22 protein-coding genes are annotated in these 23,498 nt (G+C 47.3%); 13 read left to right on the forward strand and 9 right to left on the reverse strand.

Annotated features, from left to right (window positions below; genetic code table 11):
* Positions 1 to 54: 54 nt before the first annotated feature.
* The 6 genes from FO447_RS06495 to FO447_RS06520 form a co-directional block, all read right to left on the reverse strand.
* Complete coding sequence (locus FO447_RS06495; RefSeq protein ID WP_200758161.1) at positions 55 to 606, reverse strand: hypothetical protein; 552 nt, start codon at positions 604 to 606, stop codon at positions 55 to 57.
* A gap of 104 nt (positions 607 to 710) precedes the next feature.
* Positions 711 to 1,724 carry a CHC2 zinc finger domain-containing protein gene (locus tag FO447_RS06500; RefSeq protein WP_200758163.1) on the reverse strand — a complete coding sequence of 338 codons (1,014 nt, stop codon included), beginning with the start codon at positions 1,722 to 1,724 and terminating at the stop codon, positions 711 to 713.
* A 30-nt stretch (positions 1,725 to 1,754) separates the two neighbouring features.
* Positions 1,755 to 3,287, reverse strand: coding sequence for a hypothetical protein (locus FO447_RS06505; RefSeq protein WP_200758165.1), 1,533 nt, complete (start codon positions 3,285 to 3,287; stop codon positions 1,755 to 1,757).
* A gap of 228 nt (positions 3,288 to 3,515) precedes the next feature.
* The gene (locus FO447_RS06510) at positions 3,516 to 4,136 is read right to left on the reverse strand and encodes a hypothetical protein (RefSeq protein WP_200758167.1); all 621 of its coding nucleotides are present in this window, start codon (positions 4,134 to 4,136) and stop codon (positions 3,516 to 3,518) included.
* Positions 4,137 to 4,267: 131 nt separating this feature from the next.
* A complete protein-coding gene (locus FO447_RS06515) occupies positions 4,268 to 5,290 on the reverse strand; it encodes a hypothetical protein (RefSeq protein WP_200758169.1) in 1,023 nt (340 codons plus the stop codon).
* A complete protein-coding gene (locus FO447_RS06520; RefSeq protein ID WP_200758171.1) occupies positions 5,277 to 6,284 on the reverse strand; it encodes a hypothetical protein in 1,008 nt (335 codons plus the stop codon). The genes FO447_RS06515 and FO447_RS06520 overlap by 14 nt, the downstream gene beginning before the upstream one ends.
* 995 nt (positions 6,285 to 7,279) lie before the next feature.
* On the opposite strand from FO447_RS06520, the gene FO447_RS06525 reads away from it, so the two are divergent.
* The 6 genes from FO447_RS06525 to FO447_RS06550 all read left to right on the forward strand — a co-directional run bounded on the left by FO447_RS06525 (position 7,280) and on the right by FO447_RS06550 (position 13,526).
* Positions 7,280 to 8,287: an IS110 family transposase gene (locus FO447_RS06525; protein WP_200756378.1), complete on the forward strand. Its 1,008-nt coding sequence runs from the start codon at positions 7,280 to 7,282 to the stop codon at positions 8,285 to 8,287.
* Between the two features lie 402 nt (positions 8,288 to 8,689).
* The gene (locus FO447_RS06530) at positions 8,690 to 9,697 is read left to right on the forward strand and encodes an IS110 family transposase (RefSeq protein WP_200756378.1); all 1,008 of its coding nucleotides are present in this window, start codon (positions 8,690 to 8,692) and stop codon (positions 9,695 to 9,697) included.
* A 402-nt stretch (positions 9,698 to 10,099) separates the two neighbouring features.
* Positions 10,100 to 11,107 carry an IS110 family transposase gene (locus FO447_RS06535; RefSeq protein ID WP_200756378.1) on the forward strand — a complete coding sequence of 336 codons (1,008 nt, stop codon included), beginning with the start codon at positions 10,100 to 10,102 and terminating at the stop codon, positions 11,105 to 11,107.
* Between the two features lie 402 nt (positions 11,108 to 11,509).
* Positions 11,510 to 12,517 (forward strand): IS110 family transposase, encoded by a 1,008-nt coding sequence (locus FO447_RS06540; protein ID WP_200756378.1) that lies wholly within the window; start codon positions 11,510 to 11,512, stop codon positions 12,515 to 12,517.
* Between the two features lie 318 nt (positions 12,518 to 12,835).
* The gene (locus FO447_RS06545) at positions 12,836 to 12,928 is read left to right on the forward strand and encodes a smalltalk protein (protein ID WP_022121332.1); all 93 of its coding nucleotides are present in this window, start codon (positions 12,836 to 12,838) and stop codon (positions 12,926 to 12,928) included.
* Positions 12,929 to 12,965: 37 nt separating this feature from the next.
* Positions 12,966 to 13,526 carry a DNA-binding protein gene (locus FO447_RS06550; RefSeq protein WP_117586902.1) on the forward strand — a complete coding sequence of 187 codons (561 nt, stop codon included), beginning with the start codon at positions 12,966 to 12,968 and terminating at the stop codon, positions 13,524 to 13,526.
* A 260-nt stretch (positions 13,527 to 13,786) separates the two neighbouring features.
* Here FO447_RS06550 and FO447_RS06555 read toward each other — a convergent pair whose 3' ends face one another.
* Both FO447_RS06555 and FO447_RS06560 read right to left on the reverse strand, forming a co-directional pair.
* Positions 13,787 to 14,074: a hypothetical protein gene (locus FO447_RS06555; RefSeq protein WP_117695227.1), complete on the reverse strand. Its 288-nt coding sequence runs from the start codon at positions 14,072 to 14,074 to the stop codon at positions 13,787 to 13,789.
* A 42-nt stretch (positions 14,075 to 14,116) separates the two neighbouring features.
* A complete protein-coding gene (locus FO447_RS06560; protein ID WP_181976490.1) occupies positions 14,117 to 14,260 on the reverse strand; it encodes a hypothetical protein in 144 nt (47 codons plus the stop codon).
* A 48-nt stretch (positions 14,261 to 14,308) separates the two neighbouring features.
* On the opposite strand from FO447_RS06560, the gene FO447_RS06565 reads away from it, so the two are divergent.
* The 4 genes from FO447_RS06565 (at position 14,309) to nrdG (ending at position 19,762) form a co-directional block, all read left to right on the forward strand.
* Positions 14,309 to 15,775, forward strand: a complete 1,467-nt coding sequence (locus tag FO447_RS06565) for an SLC13 family permease (protein WP_118153107.1) — start codon at positions 14,309 to 14,311, stop codon at positions 15,773 to 15,775.
* Positions 15,776 to 15,820: 45 nt separating this feature from the next.
* Positions 15,821 to 16,654 (forward strand): type II pantothenate kinase, encoded by an 834-nt coding sequence (gene coaW / locus FO447_RS06570; RefSeq protein ID WP_022121336.1) that lies wholly within the window; start codon positions 15,821 to 15,823, stop codon positions 16,652 to 16,654.
* A gap of 371 nt (positions 16,655 to 17,025) precedes the next feature.
* Positions 17,026 to 19,245 carry an anaerobic ribonucleoside triphosphate reductase gene (locus tag FO447_RS06575; RefSeq protein ID WP_118066879.1) on the forward strand — a complete coding sequence of 740 codons (2,220 nt, stop codon included), beginning with the start codon at positions 17,026 to 17,028 and terminating at the stop codon, positions 19,243 to 19,245.
* A 1-nt stretch (position 19,246) separates the two neighbouring features.
* The gene (nrdG, locus tag FO447_RS06580; protein WP_022121338.1) at positions 19,247 to 19,762 is read left to right on the forward strand and encodes an anaerobic ribonucleoside-triphosphate reductase activating protein; all 516 of its coding nucleotides are present in this window, start codon (positions 19,247 to 19,249) and stop codon (positions 19,760 to 19,762) included.
* A gap of 49 nt (positions 19,763 to 19,811) precedes the next feature.
* Here the strand turns inward: nrdG and FO447_RS06585 are convergent, their stop codons facing one another.
* Complete coding sequence (locus tag FO447_RS06585) at positions 19,812 to 20,210, reverse strand: 2-amino-4-hydroxy-6-hydroxymethyldihydropteridine diphosphokinase (protein ID WP_200758174.1); 399 nt, start codon at positions 20,208 to 20,210, stop codon at positions 19,812 to 19,814.
* Positions 20,211 to 20,647: 437 nt separating this feature from the next.
* Here FO447_RS06585 and FO447_RS06590 point away from each other — a divergent pair, with 437 nt between their 5' ends.
* The 3 genes from FO447_RS06590 (at position 20,648) to FO447_RS06600 (ending at position 23,442) form a co-directional block, all read left to right on the forward strand.
* Positions 20,648 to 21,571, forward strand: coding sequence for a glucosaminidase domain-containing protein (locus FO447_RS06590; RefSeq protein WP_117695220.1), 924 nt, complete (start codon positions 20,648 to 20,650; stop codon positions 21,569 to 21,571).
* A 74-nt stretch (positions 21,572 to 21,645) separates the two neighbouring features.
* The gene (locus FO447_RS06595) at positions 21,646 to 22,935 is read left to right on the forward strand and encodes a M64 family metallopeptidase (protein ID WP_200758176.1); all 1,290 of its coding nucleotides are present in this window, start codon (positions 21,646 to 21,648) and stop codon (positions 22,933 to 22,935) included.
* A gap of 24 nt (positions 22,936 to 22,959) precedes the next feature.
* Complete coding sequence (locus FO447_RS06600) at positions 22,960 to 23,442, forward strand: cytidine deaminase (protein WP_117695216.1); 483 nt, start codon at positions 22,960 to 22,962, stop codon at positions 23,440 to 23,442.
* Positions 23,443 to 23,498 lie beyond the last annotated feature (56 nt).

Raw genomic sequence — 23,498 nt, forward strand, 5'->3', positions numbered from 1 at the left:
CGCTACAAAGATACGAGTTTTCTGCGAAACGGCAAATTTTTTGAGGATAAAATATCAGAAATGGCTGAAATTATTCACTTCCACCACCACTTCGCCCCCGCGTCTCAGCACCTTGTTAACACGGTCGAAGAGCTGGAGGAAGAGTTCCTGGCTTCTGAGGACAAAGCCGGGAGCATGAGCCTCGCCGATGAGGATGCCGCCCTTGCGCAGACGGAACGGACCATTGCCCGGCTGAAGCATCGGACACGAAAGGGCATGAAGCTCATCCAGGCACCCGAACCTATGATGCTTGCGCTCCAGGCGGCAGCGCTCGCAGATTTCGGGGAGAGGAAGAGGCGAGCAGCCCACCCCTGATGAAGCATCAGAAGAAGAGGAAGCCTCCTTCTTCACCGCCTCCAAGAACATCATCTTGCGGGCGAAACTGCGGCATTTAGCCACCACTACGCGATATTCACCAGGCTCCAGGCAGCCCCCCTCGCGCTCTACTGTATCGCAAATATGCTCGTGGTCAACAACGCCACCCTTGCGATCTACTATTTCCAGACTGAGGCGACCCACTACGGCGCCACGAACTGTACGAAAACGATTTAATACTAATTTCATCATAACAGACAATAACCGATAAAAATAACAAACAATAACCGATAAAAATAACAAACAAAATATACCCAAAAAGCTATTGAGAAAACAATGAAAATTCACATTCACTTTCACATTTTCTGAACGTAAGAGGACTGATAATAATCAGATAAATCCTTGCATCCTTCGGGCAACTGATGATACACCAACTGCGGAAACATCTCCTTCAATTTCATATAGAGACTAATGCCAGGCTTATCCTGATCCGGCCACATGTGAAGATTCCTTCCCGACAAAAGACTGCGACATTCTTCATTACAAAGTGTAGCACTGGGTATTGCTATCGCCTTATAACCCATAGACATAGCACTCCAACAGTCGGTACATCCCTCAGTAATAACCAAAGGTTCATTATCAGCTACTTGGGGCAAAATCTGCATCCCGTATACCATAGGTTTGCTGCCAGGTGCAAATTTAAACCGGGGCTTCTCCTTAGATTTATCCCCCAGAAATCTGCTCTGTACCGTTAGCAATCTTCCATCCACCCCATAGTAAGGTATGAGCAGGGAAGGCCCATCAAAAAACTTACCACCAAAGCGATAGCCAGCGATAGAAAAATCTGTACTTACCACTCTGCACCAATAGATGTATTCGGGGCGCAGCTTTCGCTGTTCGAAAAGGAAATCCCTTGCAGTCTCGGTGAGTTTCTTTCCCTCAAGCATTCTCATGAGATAATCTACATCCGGCTGATGCTGGAATGGTCCTCTAAGGTTGATTCTGTCCGTATCGCATTCCGTTTTCTGCTGCCCGACCGTACCCCTTGCTGGCTGCCCGACCGTACCCCTTGCTGGCTGTCGGCCATTCCCCACAACAATACCGAAGTTTCTTCCCAACCATTGGCAGGCTTCGGTAAAAGAGAGATTCTCCCGCTTCATCACCAGGTCGATATTATCACCACCCCACCCGCATGCAAAGCAATGGCAAGTATTGGTTGATGGCCAGAAATGCAAGCTCGGATTAGAATCGTTATGACTGATACAGAGCGCATTGCGATGACGCAAGCCTATTCCCAAAGCATCAGCCACCTCCTGTATATTGATGCCTCTAAGTTTAGAGAGCGTGATTGAATCTATATATTCTGCCATAGACTAATTGATTTTTTAATACGTGAATATCTATTTATCAGGAATATCATCATCAGCTGCATGGGTAGTTTTCTGCTGCGTTTTTCTAAGCACCTTTCTATCCTCGCCCTTTTTAGGTTTTTCGAGCCATCCCCATCTGCGCCAGTTGCATACCATGTTGCGGGCAGGCGTCTTGAGCCCCTTCTGCTTCAGGAATTCCTCGAGGAACTGATAAGAGAATTCCTGCGGCAACTCGCTGAAATAGTCTACAGTATGATAAGGCTCTCCTTCGCCCTCGGCAGAAATCTGCTCGAAAGCCTTGCCCCACCGCTGCAACATATTCTGCAAGATGCGGTCGGCACAAGCCAGATAGGTCTGCCTAACCAGTTTCCGGATTTCCTTCTCGCTCTTCTTCCCTTCCACTTTGTAAAGCACTTGCATGAGGGCAGCGATGCGGAAGGCTGAAACCGAACTGCGCTTGTAGAAGACATCCATCGACTTGGACATGGTTTTCACCACCTGCTGGCGGCAGTCGTTACACCATTTTACCACCGTCTTGTAAAGCCAGCTCATATCTTCCTCTATCTCCTGATGGAATTTTCCATCTTCCTCATAGCACAACCCGAAGAGTTTGTCCAATGTATTCTCCAGCTCATTACGCTGCATATCGGTCAACGCCTGAAACTGTGGCGGATTGTCGCCCAGATGACTGATGAGCGGGCATAAGATGGTTCGGGTTACAGCACCGCCCTCAATGGCAGCCTTGTTCATATATCTGCTCACCGCACTCTGAGTGCCGCAGAAAACGAACGACAGCAAGGCATCTACCATGGCACTATAGCTGGATTCGCTCATGAAATCCTGACCATATACGCTGCCCAGATCGTAAGCCGTCTTGATAACCTGCGAGAGGTCGGCAAACTGGCGCTTGGCAGAATGCACGATGGCAGAAATCTCATCGGCAAATTCGAAGAGCGTCTTCGGAGCACCATAGAGCTTGACTGCTGCATCGCATCGCTTGATGAACATGGTGAGCGATACGGTTTCGGGCAGGATGGTGATGTCGGTCTTCGGTTCGGGTGGCAGCTTGCCGTCCTTCTTTCCCTGGCGTCGCTTCAGGGCAGCATACTCCTGCTCCTTGGCTCTCATTTCGCTGTCGCGCTCGATGAAAGGTTTCATCAGGGTACGCATGATGTATCTGGCAAACGACTTTCCGCTCGACTGCTCGCCCTCTACGATGACCTGCAACACGATGGCCGATTTTTCTCCCTGATTATCATACACATACTGTATTCTGACACGTGTAAGATAAACGCTGAGCATGGCTGCAGCCACCACCAGCGTAGGATACTTGAGGTCAGAAGGCGAAGTGATCATCCATTCTCTGATGCCCGACGGATAATCCTTATCGGCAATCAGGTGATGCATGGGCATCTCTTCATTCTCTTCAGCCTGTTCAGCCAGCTTTTTTCCTATCAACCCAGATGATACCTTGTTATTGATTCCGCCCTTGGTATCCTCAGGCTTTGCCACTGGATTAGTCTGAGACGCTTCCTGTGGAGGTATTTTCTTTCCTTTTTCCATAATCCCAATCATTGATTATTTCTGAATGCAAAAGTAAGGAAAAAAAGCCTCCCCGGCAATAGGCGTCCTGCCGGTTCGCCTCCTACTAAGCCTCATCGCCGGCAACTAAGCCTTCCGCTAAGCCTCCAGCTCATCTGAAGGCATAAAAAAAGCACTTTCTGCTTGCAAACGAAGCAAAAAGTGCTGATACTGTATTATTTCTAAAAAATCTTCTGTTCAGATATGTTCCTATTCTTTTATATTATCACCCCCACTGACATAAGAAAGAACCAAACGGCGAACCACAGCATGAATGTCTTCATTAGGGAACTTCTGGCGATATTTCTCCGTAAGGTCTTCGCAGAAATACATCTTGCTAACAACCGTAGAAGTAGGAATAGTCTGTATAAATACATCGTATGTTGCAACAGGCTTGCCATCCTTTGTGTCGACAGGCACAATATTCTCCTTATACCAACCTAGTCCAGATGCGGCAGGGAACAATCTATAATTGTCATTCCTCTCCACTTTACCAGCGATGCTCAGTATATATCCGTCAGCAGACTTATCGTCCTCAGGATTCACCGCATATAGCATATATGTAGCAGCAAGCGTCGAGTGTCTTTTTATGATAAACTGATATTTCTTGCTTCCTCCAAAAGGAGGGTTTGCCTTCAAATCCTGCTCTATATCCTCACGAATTTGTGGCGCATTCACCACAAACTCTACTTCGCCAGTATAATTGACGACAGATTTCGATGACTGAGGATTTGGCGGAATAACTTCACCATTGTCATTGCTGTTGTCACACGCACAAAAAGCCAAGACTACCAACAGTAGTAAGACTGATTTTTTTACTAAATACTTCATATCCTAATTTGTCTATTAAACCTATTCTGATATTAAACGTAGAATATGCCTAAAACTTGCTCTATTTAACGTTTTTAACATTCTATCTAAAACTTGCCAACACTCACAAGAAGCAATCATTTCCCCGTTTCCTACTGCCCCTTACGGTAGATGGCGACAAAACGGTTAGCGATATTGATGAGTTTCTGCCGGGCGTTAGGATCACTTACATCATCAAAACTCCAGTTGGGAAATTCGCCACGCATCTTGGAGAAACGCTTGGAGATGACACTGGCATTGGTCAGATTGGAAGGCAGACCCAACTGCTCTGTAAGATACTTGCAGAAAGATGCGCCATTATCAAATTTGCCTTCAAAATCTTTGATTTCAGAGAGCGCCTCCATAATCAGGGCATAGTCTTTCTTCAAAGGAATAGCCTTCTCGTCTATCATCTTCTGCAAGGCTCGCTTTACTCTTTCTCCCTGGCTCAAGTCGTCCCATTCCTTCTCATTATCTTCTTCCGTTTTTTCCTGTCCGCCGTTTTCCTGATGCTCATCGTCTGTCACTTCCAATTCCAATGTCCTCTTCTGTTCAGGCTCGAATCCGTGCAGATAATCTTCATCATTGTTCTGGCGCATCAGTTCATTAATCTGAGATGAAACGAAGAAACCATCCTCGCCATAATAACCGATATTGGCTGCCAGCCGCTCAACCACCTCATGGTTCTTCACGACTGCTCCGAGGCACCTCTGGGAAAACTCCTGAGTTACGTAGCCTCTCCATTGCCCCATAATCATTGAGCAAAATTGAAACACTTTCGACTCCAAAGGCATCATCTGAAGTATCACAGCTGCCATATACAGGATGACAAATACGATTCTCTGCCGCTCGTCCTGAGCTGTAGCATACTCATCCTCGTCAACATAGTTTTTCTCATATTGCCCTATTCCTTCCACAAAGGCTAGGCGGCTCTCGGTATCGGTATGCGAAAACATCATTTTGTCTACGATGCAGAATACCTCATAAAAAACATCCTCGCATGAACATCTGGACGTAGGAAACCACGTCTTATCATTGAAGATATCATGGGTGATGGCTCTGAAAACCTGATAAATCATGTGTTGCGAAAAAGATTTATCTACCATCTGTCTGGTCTTCATCTTAAATAACCTCATCGTCGTAACCATTTAAATCATCAAGAATCACATCAAGAGAATTGATCAAAGCAAACTGAGAATTCCCATGACAATCGCAACAGACAGCATCTCCTATAACCAGGGCGGAAATCTCTGCATCGGAGATTTTCACCTTGGTTCGTTTCAGCGAACGGGAAGAGGTGCACGGACCTTTCCAATAATATACCTTGATGCCGTAATCTTCTTTACTGCACAGGTTCACCAACATGGCAATGTCTCTGTTTGCCTTGTCCAAGTGCAACTGCTCACCTTTATCTGTACCATATTGTACTTGATACTTACTGGCATTGAGACACTCCATGAATGAATGCTGCATCTGCAATTGCAGGACTAAGGAATATGGCGCATCGCTGAGAGACTGATGGCGAGGAAAAGAAAACACCACAGCCTTTGGTCTGCAGCCAGCCTTGATTCTCTCAGCCACGGCATCAAAGAAATCACCAGGTGGCAACTTGGCAGAAATCACCATATTCCAGCCATATTGATTCGCCACCCTGTTGATATTATCACGCAGAAGAGCCACCACCTTGTCCTGCCCTCTTTTGCCGCCGAAGATTCTGGATTCTTCCACAAAAAGGAATCCTTTGTTGGGGCGATTATCAATAATCACCTTGCAGAAAGGCTGGTTGTGAATTTCATTCTCCTTAAAATCACTCCAATAAAATTCTTTCTTGTCTGCGCATACATCCAGCACAGCCACACCTTCGCGAAATCCCAATATTCGGTTGTCGTGAATAACGTCTTCCTCATACTTCCGTGATTCCACCAAAGTCATTTTCTTGCTTTTCAGCAAACTGTCCATTACCTTCTCGAAACCAGTCTGACATTCCTGATATTTTTCAGGCGATGACATTTCGAGAAAATCCAAGGGTAGAGTACCCTCGATACTTGAAAGATTCCGGCTTTTGCAGAAATCAAACTTGAAGACAACAAAAGAAGTCTTTTCTGTGCTGTTTTTGATTCGTCCAGTCATTGGCTTGCGATTTAAGTTATACCATGAAAGTTATTTTTCATAGCATCTACAAAAGTAATACTTTTTCCCCGAATAAACAAATAAATTCTAAATTATTTTTTATCAAATTGTCTTTTTTTCATAAAACCATCAAAACAAAATGTGAAAGTGAATGTGAATTTGAAATGTAAATCAATGTATCGGGTTGTTCCATCCATTCCTTTTATTGGATATTGTGAATGAAATTCAGTCTTCGCGCGCGTACCTTATTATATATATAATATGAACCTATTATAATGGCTACTATTGCTTAAACACGATTATACGCTTCTCCTTCAGGTAACATTGAAAAACATTTCAAATTCACATTCACATTCACATTTTTGCCTTTCCTTCTATCCACCAGCTAACCCACATAGCAAGTTACTGTGCGCCCGATGCCCCCAAAACTGCGTCCCGACGCACCTCCAGCCACGTCCCGACGCAGATGGCGATACGTCGGGACGTAGATGGCGATACGTCGGGACGTAGATGGCGATACGTCGGGACGTAGATGGCGGTACATCGGGACGCAGTTGGGGGTACGTTGGGACACGCCCTGAAAGGGCAGAAGCTCCTAGCCCAGGGCAACGCCCTGGGTAGCTATTGACGCAATCCCGGCGCCCTGTAAGGGCAAAAGCTTTAAAACCTCAAGCAAAAAATATAAAGCTTTTGCCCTTACTATTATATTTGCACTTGGAAAAATAAAGAGGTAAAAATCTTTATATCTGCAAACTTTTGTTAACTTTGCAGAAAATTAGATAAGTACAATAAAAAAAGAAGAATACTCCATATCCAGCGTTAACCCTGTGCCCTTTCTAGCATAGTAAAGGCTTAGCCCTGTTTGGGGAACTGGATATTTTCTGAGCAGAAGCTTGAGAGTAAATTAGCCTGCTTGTGTAGAACAAGACAGGACTCGTAGTATAGTTGTAGCCGCTCAGAACGGAGCACCCTTCTTATTAAAAACTTTATTCAATATGCAAATATACGGAATAGATTTGGCAAAAGAGAAATTTGACGTAAGTTTTTTCGACTTGACATCAAAAAAAGTATCAAACCACCCTTCACATAAGGTTGTAAAGAACAATTTTAAGAGTATCGGAAGGTTTTTAGAAACCCTTCCAAGCGATGCTGTATTGGTTGCTGAGCATACCGGAGTTTATGGTGATACTCTCTTGAAGTGCTGCATGGATAGCAATGTGAAGATTGCCTTTGTGGGTGGATATGTCATCCATAGATACAGAGCTACCCCTGACCGTGCCAAGACGGATGTCCTGGATTGTGCACTGCTCAGAGATTTTGGAGAGAGATATCCTGATAAGCTGAAATACAAGACGTTTCCAGAAGAGGCTCTATATGAGCTTCGTCAATTGGCACGCCACCGGGAAATGCTTGTAGAACAGCGTAAGCAGCTAATAACAGCCGACAAGAGCGAGGATTGTCGTCCTATCAGAAGTCTTACCGTCAAGCGAAGCATGGACCGCATCAAAGAGATGTTGGACACGGAAATTGCAGAGACGGAAAAAGAAATGTTGAAAGTCATAAATGGACATGAGAGCATTCGCCACAACTATGAGCTTGTTAAAAGTGTCGATGGAGTTGGGCTGATTACCGCAGTAGAACTATTGGTAAAAACAGAGAATTTCACAAAAATAACTACAGCGCGCCAATATGCTGCTTATGCAGGAACTGCGCCATACGAAAAATCATCGGGGAAAATGGACAAGGGAGCACATATATCCAAGATTGGTAATAGACGGTCAAAGACCTTGTTGTACATCTGCGCAGAAAGCGCCAGATTGCACAACAAGGAGATTAAACTGTATTACGAGAGACGTACTTTAATAGATAAAAAGCCGCGTCATTATGTACTAAATGCCATAGCAAACAAGTTGCTAAGGATCATATTCACCCTCGTGGAAAAAGGTGAATACTATGACGCAAACTTCATTAGGCAAGACCCAAGGGTCGTTAAATATAATTAACGTTAAAAAATACGCTCAAAGCTTGCTCAATTAGAGTAAAACAGGGCGTATTGGCTACATCCTTAAAACCCAGGGCGTTGCCCTGGGCTAGGAGCTTCTGCCCTTTCTATTATATTTGCACTTGGAAAAATAAAGAGGTAAAAATCTTTATATCTGCAAACTTTTGTTAACTTTGCAGAAAATTAGATAAGTACAATAAAAAAAGAAGAATACTCCATATCCAGCGTTAACCCTGTGCCCTTTCTAGCATAGTAAAGGCTTAGCCCTGTTTGGGGAACTGGATATTTTCTGAGCAGAAGCTTGAGAGTAAATTAGCCTGCTTGTGTAGAACAAGACAGGACTCGTAGTATAGTTGTAGCCGCTCAGAACGGAGCACCCTTCTTATTAAAAACTTTATTCAATATGCAAATATACGGAATAGATTTGGCAAAAGAGAAATTTGACGTAAGTTTTTTCGACTTGACATCAAAAAAAGTATCAAACCACCCTTCACATAAGGTTGTAAAGAACAATTTTAAGAGTATCGGAAGGTTTTTAGAAACCCTTCCAAGCGATGCTGTATTGGTTGCTGAGCATACCGGAGTTTATGGTGATACTCTCTTGAAGTGCTGCATGGATAGCAATGTGAAGATTGCCTTTGTGGGTGGATATGTCATCCATAGATACAGAGCTACCCCTGACCGTGCCAAGACGGATGTCCTGGATTGTGCACTGCTCAGAGATTTTGGAGAGAGATATCCTGATAAGCTGAAATACAAGACGTTTCCAGAAGAGGCTCTATATGAGCTTCGTCAATTGGCACGCCACCGGGAAATGCTTGTAGAACAGCGTAAGCAGCTAATAACAGCCGACAAGAGCGAGGATTGTCGTCCTATCAGAAGTCTTACCGTCAAGCGAAGCATGGACCGCATCAAAGAGATGTTGGACACGGAAATTGCAGAGACGGAAAAAGAAATGTTGAAAGTCATAAATGGACATGAGAGCATTCGCCACAACTATGAGCTTGTTAAAAGTGTCGATGGAGTTGGGCTGATTACCGCAGTAGAACTATTGGTAAAAACAGAGAATTTCACAAAAATAACTACAGCGCGCCAATATGCTGCTTATGCAGGAACTGCGCCATACGAAAAATCATCGGGGAAAATGGACAAGGGAGCACATATATCCAAGATTGGTAATAGACGGTCAAAGACCTTGTTGTACATCTGCGCAGAAAGCGCCAGATTGCACAACAAGGAGATTAAACTGTATTACGAGAGACGTACTTTAATAGATAAAAAGCCGCGTCATTATGTACTAAATGCCATAGCAAACAAGTTGCTAAGGATCATATTCACCCTCGTGGAAAAAGGTGAATACTATGACGCAAACTTCATTAGGCAAGACCCAAGGGTCGTTAAATATAATTAACGTTAAAAAATACGCTCAAAGCTTGCTCAATTAGAGTAAAACAGGGCGTATTGGCTACATCCTTAAAACCCAGGGCGTTGCCCTGGGCTAGGAGCTTCTGCCCTTTCTATTATATTTGCACTTGGAAAAATAAAGAGGTAAAAATCTTTATATCTGCAAACTTTTGTTAACTTTGCAGAAAATTAGATAAGTACAATAAAAAAAGAAGAATACTCCATATCCAGCGTTAACCCTGTGCCCTTTCTAGCATAGTAAAGGCTTAGCCCTGTTTGGGGAACTGGATATTTTCTGAGCAGAAGCTTGAGAGTAAATTAGCCTGCTTGTGTAGAACAAGACAGGACTCGTAGTATAGTTGTAGCCGCTCAGAACGGAGCACCCTTCTTATTAAAAACTTTATTCAATATGCAAATATACGGAATAGATTTGGCAAAAGAGAAATTTGACGTAAGTTTTTTCGACTTGACATCAAAAAAAGTATCAAACCACCCTTCACATAAGGTTGTAAAGAACAATTTTAAGAGTATCGGAAGGTTTTTAGAAACCCTTCCAAGCGATGCTGTATTGGTTGCTGAGCATACCGGAGTTTATGGTGATACTCTCTTGAAGTGCTGCATGGATAGCAATGTGAAGATTGCCTTTGTGGGTGGATATGTCATCCATAGATACAGAGCTACCCCTGACCGTGCCAAGACGGATGTCCTGGATTGTGCACTGCTCAGAGATTTTGGAGAGAGATATCCTGATAAGCTGAAATACAAGACGTTTCCAGAAGAGGCTCTATATGAGCTTCGTCAATTGGCACGCCACCGGGAAATGCTTGTAGAACAGCGTAAGCAGCTAATAACAGCCGACAAGAGCGAGGATTGTCGTCCTATCAGAAGTCTTACCGTCAAGCGAAGCATGGACCGCATCAAAGAGATGTTGGACACGGAAATTGCAGAGACGGAAAAAGAAATGTTGAAAGTCATAAATGGACATGAGAGCATTCGCCACAACTATGAGCTTGTTAAAAGTGTCGATGGAGTTGGGCTGATTACCGCAGTAGAACTATTGGTAAAAACAGAGAATTTCACAAAAATAACTACAGCGCGCCAATATGCTGCTTATGCAGGAACTGCGCCATACGAAAAATCATCGGGGAAAATGGACAAGGGAGCACATATATCCAAGATTGGTAATAGACGGTCAAAGACCTTGTTGTACATCTGCGCAGAAAGCGCCAGATTGCACAACAAGGAGATTAAACTGTATTACGAGAGACGTACTTTAATAGATAAAAAGCCGCGTCATTATGTACTAAATGCCATAGCAAACAAGTTGCTAAGGATCATATTCACCCTCGTGGAAAAAGGTGAATACTATGACGCAAACTTCATTAGGCAAGACCCAAGGGTCGTTAAATATAATTAACGTTAAAAAATACGCTCAAAGCTTGCTCAATTAGAGTAAAACAGGGCGTATTGGCTACATCCTTAAAACCCAGGGCGTTGCCCTGGGCTAGGAGCTTCTGCCCTTTCTATTATATTTGCACTTGGAAAAATAAAGAGGTAAAAATCTTTATATCTGCAAACTTTTGTTAACTTTGCAGAAAATTAGATAAGTACAATAAAAAAAGAAGAATACTCCATATCCAGCGTTAACCCTGTGCCCTTTCTAGCATAGTAAAGGCTTAGCCCTGTTTGGGGAACTGGATATTTTCTGAGCAGAAGCTTGAGAGTAAATTAGCCTGCTTGTGTAGAACAAGACAGGACTCGTAGTATAGTTGTAGCCGCTCAGAACGGAGCACCCTTCTTATTAAAAACTTTATTCAATATGCAAATATACGGAATAGATTTGGCAAAAGAGAAATTTGACGTAAGTTTTTTCGACTTGACATCAAAAAAAGTATCAAACCACCCTTCACATAAGGTTGTAAAGAACAATTTTAAGAGTATCGGAAGGTTTTTAGAAACCCTTCCAAGCGATGCTGTATTGGTTGCTGAGCATACCGGAGTTTATGGTGATACTCTCTTGAAGTGCTGCATGGATAGCAATGTGAAGATTGCCTTTGTGGGTGGATATGTCATCCATAGATACAGAGCTACCCCTGACCGTGCCAAGACGGATGTCCTGGATTGTGCACTGCTCAGAGATTTTGGAGAGAGATATCCTGATAAGCTGAAATACAAGACGTTTCCAGAAGAGGCTCTATATGAGCTTCGTCAATTGGCACGCCACCGGGAAATGCTTGTAGAACAGCGTAAGCAGCTAATAACAGCCGACAAGAGCGAGGATTGTCGTCCTATCAGAAGTCTTACCGTCAAGCGAAGCATGGACCGCATCAAAGAGATGTTGGACACGGAAATTGCAGAGACGGAAAAAGAAATGTTGAAAGTCATAAATGGACATGAGAGCATTCGCCACAACTATGAGCTTGTTAAAAGTGTCGATGGAGTTGGGCTGATTACCGCAGTAGAACTATTGGTAAAAACAGAGAATTTCACAAAAATAACTACAGCGCGCCAATATGCTGCTTATGCAGGAACTGCGCCATACGAAAAATCATCGGGGAAAATGGACAAGGGAGCACATATATCCAAGATTGGTAATAGACGGTCAAAGACCTTGTTGTACATCTGCGCAGAAAGCGCCAGATTGCACAACAAGGAGATTAAACTGTATTACGAGAGACGTACTTTAATAGATAAAAAGCCGCGTCATTATGTACTAAATGCCATAGCAAACAAGTTGCTAAGGATCATATTCACCCTCGTGGAAAAAGGTGAATACTATGACGCAAACTTCATTAGGCAAGACCCAAGGGTCGTTAAATATAATTAACGTTAAAAAATACGCTCAAAGCTTGCTCAATTAGAGTAAAACAGGGCGTGTGGCGTCAAGCAAATACATGATTAATGAGGAAGGAATGCACGTGATTCGGGACAAGGATGCACGTGATTCGGGACAACTATTGTTTTTCAGAGAAAAATGTTGTATCTTTGCACTGTGTTAGAAGAAAGGCTGCACTCGGCAAAGTTCAAGCAAGCTTGACTTTGCTCTCGTTTGCACTTTCTTTGCATTGTCGTTCAAAGATAGGCTGAATTAACCACTAAAAAAAACTGATTGTTGAACCATTAAAAAAAAGAAAGGAAAAAGAAAATGAAAAAGGAAGTTTGGAAAACTATCTTGCAGGTGATTATCGCCGTACTTACTGCCGTAGGCACTACGCTCGGCGTTACCAGCTGCATGTAAACTGATTTGTTTAACCATTAAAAAAACGATTTGAATTATGGGTATTAAAGTAAAAGCAATTGAGCGCAACGTAGCGTTCGAAAAAGGTAAGCAAAAGTGGGCATTCGTGATGCAGGCTGAACTCTACAGCCAGCTCAACGCCACGAAGGTGATAGAAGAAGCTGCCGTTCGCAGCGGATTGCCTAAGGCGGTAATCAACGCCGGATGGTCGGCCATCGGCGAAGTGATTGCTGCATGGGCCACCGAGGGCCACAGCGTGGCTGTGCCAGGACTGGGCAGCCTCCGATTCGGTCTTAACTCTACCGCCGTAGAGGATGTGAACAAGGTGAGCGCCAACCTCATCACCCGCCGATACATCATCTTCGTGCCTAACACCGACATCAAGAAGGAACTCGAAGAGACTTCCGTCAACATCACCTGCTACGACCGAAACGGCAAGGTGGTGAAGCAGGTTACCTCTACCGATACGCCTCCTACTACCCCATCCGGAGGCGATAATCCATCCGGAGGCGATAATCCATCCGGAGGCGACACCCCATCGGGCGGCGATTCTACTGGCGGAACCGGAAGCGAAACCGGCGGCGATGGACTTGAATAAAAGGTGCTGAGCCTGAAAAAGTAAAACCCTCCCCAGGTCTTAAAAAGTCCTAGGGAGGGTAAACTTTGTCTGGCAGTTAAATTGTTTACGCAATGTACCATACCAGACGCCCGAATACAACATGCTAACCCACACATTTCCCCAAGGAATCAGCATGTCGTTAACAATCCTTTGTGCCTCAAATAAATAATACTTTTTTTCAAACTAAATCAACAGCCTAGCCTCACGGCTAAAACGTATATAATGTTCTTTATCTTATTTCAAAACATGATGGTAACATATTCTGCAGCGATATCAACCAGCTTCTTGCGACGGGCTACACCTATTATATAATGAGCCTCCTTCGCCGAACAGTGGAAGTATTTCTTCACAGCTGTTACCAGTTCTTCCTTGCGTATCGAGCCTATACCCTTAGGATAAGCCTTGCGGATAGCCTTCTCGATGTCCGCCATCTTATATTCATGGTGGCGCTTGTGGAAGTACTGCGATACGATGATAGATAGAACTATCACGAGCAGGATGATGATAAATACTACAGACTTGTTCATTTCATTATCTCCTTATTTATTAGACATATCAGATTCGCTGAATCACCCTTCCGGGTTCTCCAGGTTTTCTGCATCACCGATAGCCGTTATCGGTAAATCCACTGCAAATATAGCATTTTTTCTTGAAACAACAACATTTTTCGGCATTTTTTTCACTATTTCTGCAAAAAAACTTGCTAAATACAAAAAAAACACGTATTTTTGCAAGAAAATAATCCTTAAGACAGAAAGATAATGCAAGAAACTGTAAAGAAAGTATTGAATGGCGATTTTAATCGCAAGAAAGCATTGCTGTTCCTCATAACGGCTCTGCTTACCGTTATCGTCTGGAACCTGCCCATCGATAGCTTCGGCATCGATGGACTCACCATCGTGCAGCAGCGCGTCATCGCCATCTTCGTCATGGCCGTGATGCTTTGGCTCACCGAGGCCATACCGGCATGGGCTACCAGCGTAGTGATCATCTTCGTGCTGCTGTTCTTCGTCAGCGACTCCGCCTTCAAGATTATGCAAGGCTCGGAGGCAGAGATGGGCAAGCTGCTCGACTATCAGGGTGTGATGGCGTGCTTCGCCGACCCTACCATCATCCTCTTCCTGGGCGGTTTCGTACTCGCCATAGCCGCTACCAAGAGCGGACTCGACGTGATGATGGCGAAGGCCCTGATTGCGCCATTCGGCAAGCGTTCTGAGAACGTGCTGCTGGGTTTCATGCTCATCACCGGCATCTTCTCGATGTTCATCTCAAATACAGCCACCGCCGCCATGATGCTCACCTTCCTCACACCGGTGTTCAAATCATTGCCACCTTCGGGCAAGGGTCGCGTGGCGCTCACCATGGCCATTCCTATCGGAGCCAACCTGGGCGGTATGGGAACCCCTATCGGAACCCCTCCTAACGCCTTCGCCTTCAAGGTATTGAACGACCCTGCAGGACTCAACCTGGGTCTCAGCTTCGGTGACTGGATGCTCATCATGGCCCCTATGGTGCTCATCATGCTCCTGATGGCATGGGTCATCATCCGCAAGATGTTCCCGTTCTCTGCCAAGACCATCGAGCTCAACATCGAGGGCAACATGCAGCACAACTGGCGCACCACGGTAGTGGCCGTCACCTTCCTCGCAACCATCGTGCTCTGGGTATTCGGCAAGCAGCTGGGCATCAACGCCAACACCGTGGCCATGCTCCCTATCGCCGTATTCGCCCTTACGGGAGTGGTTACAGCCAAGGACCTGAAGGAGATTGACTGGGCTGTCATCTGGATGGTGGCAGGCGGATTCGCCCTCGGATTGGCGATGAACGGCACCGGTCTGGCCGAGGCAGCCGTAAAGAGCATTCCGTTTACAGAATTCAATCCGCTGGTCATCATGATCGTATCCGGACTGGTATGCTTCATCCTGAGTAACTTCATCTCCAACACCGCCACCGCCGCCCTGCTCATCCCTATCCTTACGGTGGTATGCACCGGCATGGGCGACAAGCTCAACACCATCGGCGGCACCTCTACCATCCTCATCGGAGTAGCGGTATCGGCCAGCTGCGCCATGTCGCTGCCTATCTCAACCCCTCCTAACGCCATCGCCTACTCTACCGGACTCATCCAGCAGACCGACATGGTGAAGGCAGGACTCACGGTGGGCATCCTGAGCATGATAGTGGGCTACGCCGTGCTCATCACCTTCTGCAAGATGGGCGTGCTCTAGAGGGGCATCATCTGAGAAAATACACATTATTATATATATAAAGGAATGAAAAAGATTGTTATAGGAATCGACGTAGGCATCTCTACGACCAAGATTGTGGGCATCGATGAAAGCGGCGTGGTGGTAAGCCCTATCCGCATCAAGGCCACCGACCCTATCACCTCGCTCTACGGAGCCTTCGGCAAGTATCTTCACGACAACAAGATTGCGCTGAGCGATGTAGAACAGGTGATGCTTACAGGCGTAGGTTCAGCCTATATCGACGAGCCCATCTACGGACTGCCTACCTCGAAGAGCGAGGAGTTCGTGGCCGACGGACTGGGCGCCCGATACGAGAGCAAGCTCGACCGCATGATCGTGGTGAGCATGGGAACCGGAACATCGCTCGTAAAATGCGATGACAACGAGATAAGGCACATCGGAGGCATCGGCATAGGCGGCGGAACCCTGGCAGGACTGAGCCGCATCATGCTCAAGACCGACGACATCAAGCAGATCATCAACCTCGCCAAGGACGGCGACGTGAGCAAGATTAACCTGCTGATAGGCGACATCAGCGCCAAGCCTCTGCCCGGACTCCCGATGAACGCCACCGCATCGCTCTTCAGCAACGCCAAGGCCAACGCCTCGCGCGAAGACATCGCCATGGGACTCATCTGGATGGTGCTGCAGTCGATAGGTTCGGCTACCATCCTTTCATCGCTCGAATCGGGCATCAAGGATTTCGTGCTCATCGGCAACCTCACCCTGCTGCCGCAATGCCGCGAGGTGTTCCCAGCCATGGAGAAACTCTACGGAGTGAGGTTCAGAATACCGAAATACTCGGAATTCTGCACCGCCATCGGAGCTGCGCTCGACTATAAGCGACAAGCAAAATAATTACCCCCGAATCGCCGCAATGCCCTATACATGGGCGTTGCGGCGATTTTCATTTCCCCCCCCCCTGCCACGGCACACAGACAACAAGGGAAAAACGCACACAAGCGCACAAAATGCGCAACACGCTGATAGATAACAACTTAAACGTTTCGGGAAACAGAAATTTGTCAAAGTTTTCCAAAACTTTTTCGTTTCTACCTGATTATCAGCGACTTAATATTTTTTAACGATAAAAAAGTTGTCCAAAAGTAATTACTTTCAGAAATATTTTATATCTTTGCAATGTCAAAAGGAGGTATCTATCTACCTCTTCAAGTCATAATGACTTAATACTAAGTAATTTAAACATCAATCGTAAAAGTAATACTAAAATGATCCAGACAGTAGTAAAGCGTGACGGACGCATCGTTGGATTCAACGAACAGAAAATCATGGCAGCCATTCGCAAGGCCATGTTGCATACCGACAAGGGTGAAGATACCACTCTTATCGAGCAGATAACCGACCACATCTCTTATCGCGGCAAGAGCCAGATGAGCGTTGAGGCCATTCAGGACGCCATCGAGATGGAGCTCATGAAGAGTGCCCGCAAAGATGTTGCCCAGAAGTATATCGCATACCGCAACCAGCGTAACATCGCCCGCAAGGCGAAGACACGCGACGTATTCATGAGCATCGTCAATGCCAAGAACAACGACATTACCCGTGAAAACGCCAACATGAATGCCGACACACCAGCCGGCATGATGATGAAGTTCGCTTCAGAAACCACTAAACCATTCGTCGACGACTACCTCCTCTCTGAGGATGTACGCGACGCCGTCATGCACAACTATATACATATTCACGATAAGGACTATTACCCAACCAAGAGTCTCACCTGCGTGCAGCATCCGCTCGACGTGATTCTGAACCACGGATTCACAGCCGGACACGGTTCAAGCCGTCCTGCCAAGCGCATCGAGACCGCAGCCGTGCTGGCTTGTATCTCTCTCGAGACCTGCCAGAACGAGATGCACGGCGGTCAGGCCATCCCAGCCTTCGACTTCTATCTGGCTCCATACGTACGCATGTCGTACCAGGAAGAGGTGAAGAACCTGGAGAAGCTGACAGGCGAAGACCTGAGCAACCTCTATGATGCACCTATCGACGACTACATAGAGAAGCCGCTCGACGGACTGCAGGGCCGCGAACGCCTGGAGCAGCACGCTATCAACAAGACCGTGAACCGCGTGCATCAGGCAATGGAGGCATTCATCCACAACATGAACACCATCCACAGCCGCGGCGGTAACCAGGTAGTATTCTCAAGCATCAACTACGGTACCGATACCAGCGCCGAGGGCCGCTGCATCATGCGCGAAATCCTGCAGAGCACCTATCAGGGCGTAGGCAATGGCGAAACAGCCATCTTCCCTATCCAGATATGGAAGAAGAAGAGAGGCGTAAACTATCTGCCTGAGGACAGAAACTACGACCTCTACAAGCTGGCTTGCAAGGTAACAGCCCGCCGTTTCTTCCCTAACTTCCTGAACCTCGACGCCACCTTCAACCAGAACGAGAAGTGGCGTGCTGATGATCCGGAGCGCTACAAGTGGGAGATTGCAACCATGGGCTGCCGTACCCGCGTGTTCGAAGACCGCTGGGGCGAGAAGACCAGCATCGCCCGCGGTAACCTGAGCTTCTCTACCATCAACATCGTGAAGCTCGCCATCGAGTGCATGGGCATCGAAGACGAAAAGCAGCGCATCGACATGTTCTTTGCCAAGCTCGACAATATCCTCGACATCACAGCCAAGCAGCTCGACGAGCGCTTCCAGTTCCAGAAGACGGCAATGGCCAAGCAGTTCCCTCTGCTCATGAAGTATCTCTGGGTAGGCGCAGAAAACCTGAAGCCGGAAGAGACCATCGAGAGCGTCATCAACCACGGAACCCTGGGTATCGGCTTCATCGGATTGGCAGAATGCCTGGTTGCCCTCATCGGCAAGCACCACGGCGAGAGCGAGAAGGCACAGGAACTGGGACTGAAGATTGTTACCTACATGCGCGACCGTGCCAACGAGTTCAGCGAGCAGTATCATCACAACTACTCTATCCTGGCTACTCCAGCCGAGGGATTGAGCGGTAAGTTCACTAAGAAGGACAGAAAGCAGTTTGGCGTCATCCCTGGCGTTACAGACCGCGACTATTATACCAACTCTAACCACGTGCCTGTATACTATAAGTGTACAGCCCTGAAGAAGGCACAGGTCGAGGCTCCATACCACGACCTGACCCGTGGCGGCCACATCTTCTATGTAGAGATTGACGGCGATGCTACCCACAACCCTTCTGTTATCGAGAGCGTGGTAGACATGATGGATAAGTACAACATGGGTTACGGCTCAGTAAACCACAACCGCAACCGCTGTCTCGACTGCGGCTACGAGAATGCTGACGCCCACCTCGAGGTTTGTCCTAAGTGCGGCAGCCACCACATCGACAAGCTGCAGCGCATCACCGGTTATCTGGTAGGTACTACAGACCGTTGGAACAGCGGCAAGCTTGCCGAGCTCCACGACCGAGTAACCCATATCGGAGGGGAAAAGTAAAATGATCAGCGTATTAAGCATCGTACATGATACGATGGTAGACGGTCCGGGCTTCCGCACATCCATTTATTGTGCGGGATGCCCCAACCATTGTCCGGGCTGCCATAATCCGCAGTCGTGGGACATCAGCCACGGCACGATGACCTCTACCGACGAGCTGATGAAGGAAATCATGAGCGACCCCTTCGCCAACGTCACCTTCTCGGGCGGCGACCCTATGTTTCAGGCAAAGGGCTTTGCCGAGCTGGCGCGCGCCATCAGGGAGCAGAGCAGCAAGAGCATCTGGTGCTTTACGGGCTATCTCTTCGAAAACCTCGTGAAGAATCCCGAGCAGCTGGAACTCCTCCGTCAAATCGATGTATTGGTAGACGGCCCCTTCGTACAGGCATTGCGCGATGAAGACCTCTTCTTCAGGGGCAGCAGCAACCAGCGCATCATCAACGTGCAGAAGTCGCTGAAAGAAGGAAGAGTGATAGAACTCAATCTTACAACAGAAAACCCGAATCCGGTATTGTAAATCTACATACCAGATTCGGGTTTCCCGTTTCTTTTCCGTGCCAAAATCATTATCTCTTAGCATCCTTTTCTTCGAGGTAGCTGATAGAACTCTGAATATAATCACGCTCCCACTCGCTCTCGTGCAATTTCTCATCGCCATAGAGCAGAAGGTCGAGATCCAGCGGAACATCTACCTTACGATAAGGGCCACGGATTTTGCGTCCGCATCCCTGCTCCACACACCGCAGCGCAGCAAGCACAGACTTCTTAGAGCAGATGGTCTCCCCCATCATCACCTGATTCAGAAACTTGTCTGAATTCTCCAGTCCGATAGGCTCAGTCCACATGCGCGGACCGAAGAGGCAGTTCTTGAACATCCATCTCAGATGTTCATGTGCCTTCAACACATTCTCCTCCTGATTTCTGTTAGAGCCGATAGCTATAATTACTTTTGTACGAGTTCTCATTATTAAAATCTTTATTTCTACAAAACAAGTCAGTTTCTCTCAGAAGAGACAGATTGCCCCTGCATTTGTATGTCACTGAACTTTCGCAAGTTTTACCCCCACACGCCCTGAAAGGGCAGAAGCTCTTAGCCCAGGGCATCGCCCTGGGTTATTACGGACGCAAACCTGTCGCCCTGTAAGGGCAAAAGCTTTCAAGTACCAGGCAATTTACAAAGCTTTTGCCCTTACAGGGCGCCTTGCTGATTGCTATTATACCCAGGGCGTTGCCCTGGGCTAGGAGCTTCTGCCCTTTCAGGGCGTGCTGCTTCTGGAGCTTTTGGGCCTTCAGCCCGTACTTAAGCCACATGCGAAAGTTCAATATGCAATATTTTGTGCAAAGATATTAAAAATTTTGTAATAAACCGCGATTTATCCGTTTTTTTTTATATTTTTGCAGAATGAATCATCTAAAAGCAAACATTTTAGGGCTCGCTCTGCTCTGCTGCCTCCCGATGGGCGCACAGCTGAAGTGGAACCAGGCCTATCAGACATATATCAACCAGTATAAGGATCTTGCCATCGAGCAGATGCTCCGTTACCGCATTCCAGCCAGCATCACCCTAGCACAGGGACTGTTTGAGAGTGCGGCAGGAAGGAGCGACCTCGTACGCCAGGGCAACAACCACTTCGGCATAAAATGTCACAACTGGACGGGGCCTACCCAGTACCACGACGATGATGCCCGGGGCGAATGCTTCCGCGTATACCAGGACGCAAGAGACAGCTACGAAGACCACAGCAAGTTTCTGGCACGCCAGCCACGCTACGCACGCCTCTTCGAACTCTCGCAGCACGACTACAAGGGATGGGCTCGCGGACTGAAAGCCTGCGGCTATGCCACCAACCCGCAGTATGCCAGCAAGCTGATACAGATCATAGAGCTCTACAAGCTCAACCAGTATGACAAGGCCAAGCGCTACGACCGCTTCATGGCTACCCACAGCGGTACCGACCAGCCTGTAAACGCCGAAGGATTGCTGCACCCTATCCATATCTTCAACAAGAATTACTATCTCTATGCCCGCGAAGGCGACACCTTCAAGAGCATAGGCAAGGAGGTAGGCATCAGCTGGCGCAAACTGGCTCGCTACAACGAGCGCAACAAGCACGCCGTGCTGCACAAGGGCGACATCATCTATCTGAAGAAGAAACGCTCCAAGGCACCTAAGCAGTATAAGAAGCGTCCTCACGTGATACAGCCGGGCGAAAGCATGTACACCATCTCGCAGAAGTATGGCATCCGACTGGAGAAACTCTACAAGATGAACCATCTCGACCCTAACATCCCGGTAAGCGTAGGAACACGACTGAGGGTGAGATAAGTGATTAGTGATTCGGTCACTTGGTGATTCGGTGAGAAATGTGAATGTGAATGTGAATTTCAAATGAAAATACAATGAAGAGAATGATATTATCCCTCGCCACCATGGCGATGCTGATGGCGCCCGGCACCATAAAGGCGCAAAACTTTGACGACTATTTCACAGACAAGACACTGCGGGTAGACTATACCTTTGCCGGCAACCAGAAGCAGCAGATGATAGCCGTAGACGAACTCAACGTAATGCCACGCTGGTACGGCAAACGGCAGCGACTGGCCGAACTCCCGGTAGAGGGCAACGGGCAGATAACCGTACGCGACCACCGCTCGGGCAAAATCATCTACCGCAACTCCTTCTCCACCCTCTTCCAGGAATGGCTCTCCTATCCAGAGGCAGAGAAGAACACGCAGAGTTTCGAGAACGTATTCCTCGTTCCGATGCCGAAAGATACCGTAGACATCACCCTCGACCTGCGCAACAACCGCCGCGAGATAACCACCACACTCACCCACCAGGTAGCGCCGAAAGACATTCTGATTCATCAGAAAGGCAACAAGCCTACACCATACGTCACCCTACAGCAGGCTGCCGACACCACCCGATGCATCCACATCGCATACGTGGCTGAAGGCTATACCGATGCAGAGATGCCTGTCTTCCTGAAAGATGCGCAGGAGGCTACAGAGGCCATCTTCGCCCACGAACCCTTCAAGAGCATGAGAGACCGCTTCAACATCGTAGCCGTAAAATCGCCATCCAAGCAGAGCGGACCTAGCATCCCAGCCCAGGGCATCTGGCACGAAACCGCCCTCAGCTCTCATTTCGACACCTTCTACAGCGACCGCTACCTTACCACCCTGCATCTCAAAGACCTGCACAACTGGCTGGCAGGTACCCCTTACGAGCACATCATCGTGCTGGTAAATTCGGATAAGTATGGCGGTGGCGGCATCCTCAATTCATACAATCTCACCACCTGCCACCAGAAATGGTTCAAGCCGGTAGTGGTGCATGAGTTTGGCCATTCCTTTGCCGGACTTGCCGATGAATACGCCTACGAGCAGGAGCAGATACCGATGTATCCTCACGATGTAGAGCCTTGGGAGAAGAACATCACTACCCTTGCCGATTTCCACGGCAAATGGGAGAACATGATAGACAAGAAGACCAAGATTCCTACTCCGCTCTCAAAGAAAGAGAAGGAGGCGGTGAGCAAGGTGGGTGTCTTCGAAGGTGCCGGATACAGCTTGAAGGGCGTTTACCGCGGTGTGCAGGACTGCCGTATGCGCATCAACGAAACGCCGGAATTCTGTGCAGTATGCAAGAAGGCGCTGCAGGACATCATCGACTTCTACACGAAATAAAGAAATCATAAAAACATTATATCTATGAAAGAGCAAAACCTAAACATCAGATACATGGTGGCTCAGCTCTCAGAGTTGAGCCAGCAGGAGCAGGAGCTCGTAAACAGGGCGAAGGCTGCCACCAGCAATGCGTATGCTAACTACAGCCACTTCTATGTGGGAGCAGCCCTGCTCTTGGGCGACGGCAGAATAGTGATTGGAGCCAACCAGGAGAACGCCGCCTTCCCGTCGGGACTCTGTGCCGAGCGCAGCGCCATCTTCGGTGCCCAGAGCAACTATCCCGACCAGCCTATCCTGACGCTCGCCATAGCTGCGAGAAACGGGAACGGCTTCCTCAAGTCGCCTATCTCGCCATGCGGAGCCTGCCGCCAGGTGATTCTGGAGATGGAAGACCGCTACCAGCGCCCCGTACGCATCCTGCTTTATGGCGAGAACGGAACCTACTGCTTCGACAGCATCAAAGACCTTCTCCCCTTCTGCTTCGTAGATTCGAACATGAAGGAATAAGAAAGGTAAAGAACCAAAGTTCTAGAAGCAGCACGCCCTGAAAGGGCAGAAGCTCC

The organism is Segatella copri, assembly GCF_015074785.1.
Taxonomy (GTDB): Bacteria; Bacteroidota; Bacteroidia; order Bacteroidales; family Bacteroidaceae; genus Prevotella.